Annotated in this window: 5 protein-coding genes; 4 read left to right on the plus strand and 1 reads right to left on the minus strand. The window is 72.6% G+C overall.

The window, feature by feature from the left end:
• Positions 1 to 44 precede the first annotated feature (44 nt).
• Entirely contained in the window at positions 45 to 977 is a 933-nt protein-coding gene (locus ACFWY9_RS44535) for a ferritin-like domain-containing protein (protein ID WP_378324176.1), read from the minus strand.
• Between the two features lie 135 nt (positions 978 to 1,112).
• On the opposite strand from ACFWY9_RS44535, the gene rimP reads away from it, so the two are divergent.
• The 4 genes from rimP to infB all read left to right on the plus strand — a co-directional run bounded on the left by rimP (position 1,113) and on the right by infB (position 6,165).
• Positions 1,113 to 1,670, plus strand: a complete 558-nt coding sequence (gene rimP / locus ACFWY9_RS44540) for a ribosome maturation factor RimP (protein WP_378324177.1) — start codon at positions 1,113 to 1,115, stop codon at positions 1,668 to 1,670.
• Positions 1,667 to 2,710, plus strand: coding sequence for a transcription termination factor NusA (nusA, locus tag ACFWY9_RS44545; protein WP_378324178.1), 1,044 nt, complete (start codon positions 1,667 to 1,669; stop codon positions 2,708 to 2,710). The genes rimP and nusA overlap by 4 nt, the downstream gene beginning before the upstream one ends.
• Positions 2,711 to 2,841: 131 nt before the next feature.
• Positions 2,842 to 3,027 (plus strand): YlxR family protein, encoded by a 186-nt coding sequence (locus ACFWY9_RS44550; protein ID WP_378324180.1) that lies wholly within the window; start codon positions 2,842 to 2,844, stop codon positions 3,025 to 3,027.
• Between the two features lie 168 nt (positions 3,028 to 3,195).
• The gene (gene infB, locus ACFWY9_RS44555) at positions 3,196 to 6,165 is read left to right on the plus strand and encodes a translation initiation factor IF-2 (protein WP_378324275.1); all 2,970 of its coding nucleotides are present in this window, start codon (positions 3,196 to 3,198) and stop codon (positions 6,163 to 6,165) included.
• Positions 6,166 to 6,315 lie beyond the last annotated feature (150 nt).

The raw sequence follows: 6,315 nt of genomic DNA on the forward strand, positions 1-6,315 counted from the left end.
GGCGTCAGATGCCCGCAAGGTGGCCTTAACGGCATTACACGGTCTCAGCGTGACTGGGCTTGGCCCGGCATGGCGACGGCGGTGGGTTTCTCGCCCGCTTCGGCTCGCCACGGCGTGCCCCGGCGGGCGGCCGCGACCATCGCGGCCAGTGCCATTCCGCGCAGCGCGGCGTCATCGGTGCGGGTGAGGACGTTCAGCCAGGCCGCCGCCGTGTCCGACTCGGCCGTGGCGATGACCACGGCCGCGGAGCCGCTGTCGGTGACCGGCTTCGGCGGCACGTACGCCGCTTCCGGCGCCACGGGGGACGTCCCGGCGGCGGAGATCATCTTCCGGCACAGGTCGCGCCGCTCGGCGTGCTCGGCCATCCCGCTCTTCTCCGCGTCGCCGAACGCGGCCGGGAGGAAGGCACTGACCAGCCCGTACACCCAGACCGCCGCGTGCTCGGCGGCGAGGGCCTTCTGCAGCGGGTCGATCGCCTCCGGCGGGAGCGCGCCGGTGGGCGCGGCCGGGTCCGGGGCGTCCTCACCGGGGCCCAGCGGCGGGGCGACACGCTGGAGCGCCGCGCAGCCCGCCGCGATCGACGCGACCAGGCCCGCTCGGTACCTCGGCAGGCCGCCGACGAGGTCCGCGGCCTGCTTGCGTGCCTCCGCCAGCCGGTCGCGGAACCCGTCGACACCGCTCGGCGGGACCGGCGTGGAGGACGGCGCGGCCGCCTTCGGCCGGTTCAATCGGTCCACTTCGGACTTGAGCGCCGCGGCGTGCGCGGCACGGGCTTCGGCGACCTGAGTGGCGACGGCGTCCGTCGCGAGCGCCCTGGCGGCCGCGGCGTCCGCCTCGGCGGCGGCGAGCAGCGGGGCCAGCGGATCGGGGCTCTCGTCGTTGCCCCCCGAACAGGCGGCCAGCGGCACGGCCAGTGCGGCCAGCGCCCCCGCTCGCAGGGCGGCACGTCGGCTGAACTCGATCGATCTTGCGGTCACGTCGGCCCATCCTGCCAGGTCCGCCCACGGCACCGCCGCTCGCGCGTGACGGCGGCCCCACCAGATAAGCTGGTCCACTACGACCGCAGTCGTGACCAGCCCGCCCGCTCACCCAGCCGAACAGGAGTGCTCCACGTGCCCAACGAACTCGCCAGCCGGCTGGAGCCGATAGTGGCCGAAGCCGTCAGCACCGCGGGTTTCGACCTCGACGCCCTCGAGGTGCAGCAGGCCGGCCGCCGCCGGCTGGTCAAGGTCGTCGTCGACTCCGACGACGGCGTCGGGCTGGACGAGGTCGCCGAGGTGAGCCGTGCCGTGTCGGCCGCACTCGACGACAACGATCACGTACTGGCCAGTGCCTACACCCTCGAGGTCACCTCGCCGGGCCTCGACCGGCCGCTGACCCTGCCGCGCCACTGGCGCCGCGCCCGGTTCCGCCTGGTGCGTGTCACGCCGCACGAGGGCGCCGCGTTCGTCGGCCGCGTCGGCCACGCGGGCGAGAAGGCCGCGCGGATGCTGGTCGGCGGCGAGCTCACCGACGTCGGCTACGCCTCGGTGGCCAAGGCCGTTGTCGAGATCGAATTCAAGCAACCACCGGCCGAAGAACTGAAACTGTTGGAGGAGGACGCGTCCGGCATGATCCGTGCCACCGGCGGCGAACCCGCCCCGACCGCACCTGAGGAGGGGCAGAAGTGAACGTCGACATCGCCGCCCTGCGCGCCATCGAGCGGGACAAGGACATCCCCTTCGAAACGGTCATCGAGGCCATCGAGACGGCGCTGCTGACCGCGTACAAGCACACCGAGGGCCACCAGCCGCACGCGCGGATCGACATCGACCGCAAGACCGGCCTGGTCCGCGTCCTCGCGCACACCCTCACTCCCGACGGCCAGGTCGACGAGGAGTGGGACGACACGCCCGAGGGCTTCGGCCGGATCGCCGCGACCACCGCGCGCCAGGTCATCCTGCAGCGCCTGCGCGACGCCGAGCACGAGAAGACCTTCGGCGAGTTCTCCGCGAAGGAGGGCGAGATCGTCGCCGGGGTTGTGCAGCGCGACGCCCGCGCCAACGCGCGCGGCATGGTCGTCGTCCAGGTGGGCGACACCGAGGGCGTCCTGCCTTCGGGTGAGCAGGTGCCGGGGGAGCCCTACGAGCACGGCAGCCGCATCAAGGCGTACGTCCTCGTCGTCTCCCGCAGCAACCGCGGCCCGCAGATCACCCTGTCCCGCTCGCACCCGAACCTGGTGCGCAAGCTGTTCGCGCTGGAGGTCCCGGAGATCGCCGACGGCACCGTCGAGATCGCCGCGGTGGCGCGCGAGCCGGGACACCGGACGAAGATCGCGGTCAAGTCCACCGTTTCGGGCGTCAACGCCAAGGGCGCCTGCATCGGGCCCGTGGGCGCGCGCGTGCGCAACGTGATGAGCGAGCTGGCTGGCGAGAAGATCGACATCATCGACTACTCGGACGACCCCGCCACGTTCGTCGGGAATGCCCTGTCCCCGGCGAAGGTTGTGTCGGTGACGGTCGTGGACGAGCGGGCGAAGGCCGCCCGTGTCGTGGTGCCCGATTTCCAGCTGTCGCTGGCCATCGGCAAGGAGGGGCAGAACGCCCGCCTCGCCGCCCGGCTGACCGGCTGGCGGATCGACATCCGCAGCGACGCGGCCCCCGCCGAGGCGGGTGATCAAGGCCACTCCGAAGATCCGCGGCCCGCCGCGACAACCGGTTCGGCTGAGTGAAGGTCGAAGCGCTAGACTCAGGAGTGGTTCGAAGTCCGCGGCGGGCATCCGAGCACCAGGCGCACCGGGAATCTCCGGTGCGCACATGTGTGGGTTGTCGGCAGCGGGCCTTGATCGGTGAGCTGTTCCGAGTGGTCGTGAAGGACGGGCGGCTGGTCGTCGACGAACGTCGGCGGCTGCCGGGCCGGGGAGCGTGGTTGCATCCCGGGCCGGACTGCCTGGCCAAGGCCGAGCGGCGGCGAGCCTTCCCCAGGGCGTTACGCGATCCTGGGGCGCTCGACGCCCAAGCGGTCCGCGAGTACCTCACGGGCACCTAGGCGGCGCACCGAGCGAGACACGGAGCCGGGACATCCCCGGGTCCGCACGGAATGAAGGAAGCAGGTCGACCCGTCATGAGTCAGCCGTGAAGCTGAAGCCATGAACGCGCGACGATAAGGACGAGGTCAGCGGGTCCGCCGCCTGGCCTCCCCTAGATGAGGAGAGCTGTGCCAGGCAAGGCCCGTGTACATGAGCTCGCTAAGGAGCTCGGCATCACCAGCAAGGAAGTTCTCGCCAAGCTCAAGGAGCAGGGCGAGTTCGTGAAGTCCGCGTCCTCCACGGTCGAGGCGCCGGTCGCCCGCCGGTTGCGGGACGCGTACTCCCCGAAGAGCGCGGCCAAGAAGCCCGCGCCCACCCCCGGCCCGCCGGCGCGTCCCGCGCCGCCCGCGGCCAACGGCGCGGCCCCCGCGTCGCCGAAGCCCGCCGCGCCCGCTCCGCAGGCCCCGGCGGCCAAGCAGCAGGCCCCCGCGCCGTCCGCGCCGAAGCCGGGCGGTGCCCGTCCCGGCCCGCGGCCCGGTCCGCGCCCGGCGCCCCAGCAGCAACCGCAGCAGCAGGTCCCGGCCGCGAAGGCCGAGCCCGCCGCGCCCAAGCAGGACACCCCCGCGCCGTCCGGCCAGCAGTCCTCCGGCACGGTCGTCCCGCCCAAGCCGCAGGGTCCCAAGCCCGGTGGCCCCAAGCCCGGTCCGCGCACGCCGCGGGTCGGCAACAACCCGTTCGGCGTCGGTTCCGGCGCGCCGGCCCCGCGCCCGCCCGCACCGCGGCCGGGTTCGGGTCCCTCCGGTGACCGTGCGCCCCGTCCGGGTGGTGGCTCGGAGCGTCCCGGTGGCGGCGACCGGCCGGCACCGCGTCCCGGTGGCGGTTCCGGCGGTGGCAACCGCCCGAGCCCGGGCAACATGCCCCCGCGCCCGAACCCCGGCATGATGCCGGGCCGCCCGGCCCGTCCGGCCGGTGGTCCCGGTGGCGGCCGTGGTGGTCCCGGTGGCGGCGCTCGTGGTGGTCCCGGTGGCGGCGGTCGTCCCGGTGGCGGCGGCGGTTTCCGCGGCGGCCCCGGTGGCGGTGGCGGCGGCGGTGGGTTCCGCGGCGGTCCCGGTGGGGGCGGCGGCGGTGGCGGTTTCCGTCCCGGTGGCGGTGGCCCCGGTGGCGGCGCCCCGGCCGGTGGCGGCGGTTTCCGTGGCGGCGGCGGTGGCCGTGGTGGCCCCGGTGGCCGTGGCGGTACCGCGGGTGCCTTCGGGCGCCCGGGTGGTCCCTCGCGCAAGGGCCGCAAGTCGAAGCGGCAGAAGCGCCAGGAGTACATGGACAACATGCAGGCGCCCAGCGTCGGCGGCGTCCGCCTTCCCAAGGGCCAGGGCGAGACGATCCGGCTGCCGCGTGGTGCCTCGCTGACCGATTTCGCGGAGAAGATCGACGCGAACCCGGCCTCCCTGGTCCAGGTGCTGTTCCACCTCGGCGAGATGGTCACCGCGACGCAGTCGGTGTCGGACGACATCCTCGAGTTGCTCGGCGGCGAGATGAACTACGTCGTCCAGGTCGTGTCCCCCGAGGAGGAGGACCGCGAGCTGCTGGAGACCTTCGACATCACCTACGGTGAGGACGAGGGTGGCGAGGAGGACCTGCAGGTCCGGCCGCCGGTCGTGACCATCATGGGTCACGTCGACCACGGTAAGACCCGGCTGCTGGACACGATCCGGAAGACGAAGGTGCGCGAGAGTGAAGCCGGTGGCATCACCCAGCACATCGGCGCCTACCAGATCGAGACCGAGCTCGAGGGCACCCCGCGCCTGATCACCTTCATCGACACCCCGGGTCACGAGGCGTTCACCGCCATGCGTGCCCGCGGTGCGAACTCGACCGACATCGCGGTGATCGTGGTGGCGGCCGACGACGGTGTCATGCCGCAGACGGTGGAGGCGATCAACCACGCCCAGGCCGCGAAGGCCCCGATCGTGGTGGCGATCAACAAGATCGACAAGGAGGGCGCGAACCCGGACAAGATCCGGCAGCAGCTCACCGAGTACGGCCTGATCGCCGAGGAGTACGGCGGCGACACGATGTTCGTCGAGATCTCCGCGCGGCAGAACATCAACATCGATGGTCTGCTCGAGGCGATCCTGCTGACCGCGGACGCCGCTCTGGACCTGCGGGCCAACCCGAACATGGAGGCCCAGGGCGTCGCGATCGAGGCGCACCTCGACCGCGGCCGCGGTCCGGTGGCCACCGTCCTGGTCCAGCGCGGCACGCTGCGCGTCGGTGACTCGGTCGTGGCGGGTGACGCCTACGGCCGCGTGCGCCGGATGGTCGACGAGCACAACGTGGACGTCACCGAGGCACTGCCCTCGCGTCCGGTCCAGGTCATCGGGTTCACCTCGGTGCCCGGCGCGGGCGACACCTTCCTGGTGGTCGACGAGGACAGGGTCGCCCGGCAGATCGCCGAGCGGCGTTCGGCCCGGACGCGGAACGCGCTCAACGCGTCGCGCCGCAAGCGGGTCAGCCTCGAGGACCTCGACTCCGCCTTGAAGGAGACGAACAGCCTCAACCTGATCATCAAGGGTGACAACTCGGGTACGGTCGAGGCGCTGGAGGCCTCGCTGCTCCAGCTGGACGTCGGCGACGACGTCGAGCTGAACGTGGTGCACCGAGGTGTCGGTGGCGTGACCGAGTCGGACATCGACCTGGCGACCGCGTCCGACGCGATCGTCCTCGGGTTCAACGTCCGTGCACAGGGCAAGGCGACCGAGCGGGCCGCCCGCGAGGGTGTCGACGTCCGCTACTACACGGTCATCTACCAGGCGATCGACGAGATCGAGCAGGCGCTGAAGGGCATGCTCAAGCCGGAGTACGAGGAGGTCGAACTCGGCAGGGCGGAGGTCCGCGAGGTCTTCAAGTCCTCGAAGTTCGGCACCATCGCCGGTTGCCTCGTCACCTCGGGCGAGATCCGGCGCAACGCCAAGGCGCGTCTGCTCCGCGACGGCACCGTCGTGGCGGAGAACCTGCCGGTCAGCTCGCTGCGGCGGTTCAAGGACGACGTGGTCGAGGTTCGCGACGGGTACGAGTGCGGTCTGACGCTGGGCTCGTACAGCGACATCAAGGTCGACGACCAGATCGAGACCTACGAGCAGCGGGAAAAGCCCCGCGCGTGACGGCTGGTTTGGGGGAGGGGCGTGCTCACACTGCGCTCGCCCCTCCCCGCCGTCACGGTGTCCTTTGGGGGTCGAACCCCCCAACCCCCCGGGGGGGGGGGGGGGCGGGGGGCGGGCGCGCCGCCCGGCGCGGGCGGCGGCGGCGGCTGA

The organism is Amycolatopsis sp. NPDC059027, assembly GCF_042739735.1.
Taxonomy (GTDB): Bacteria; Actinomycetota; Actinomycetes; order Mycobacteriales; family Pseudonocardiaceae; genus Amycolatopsis.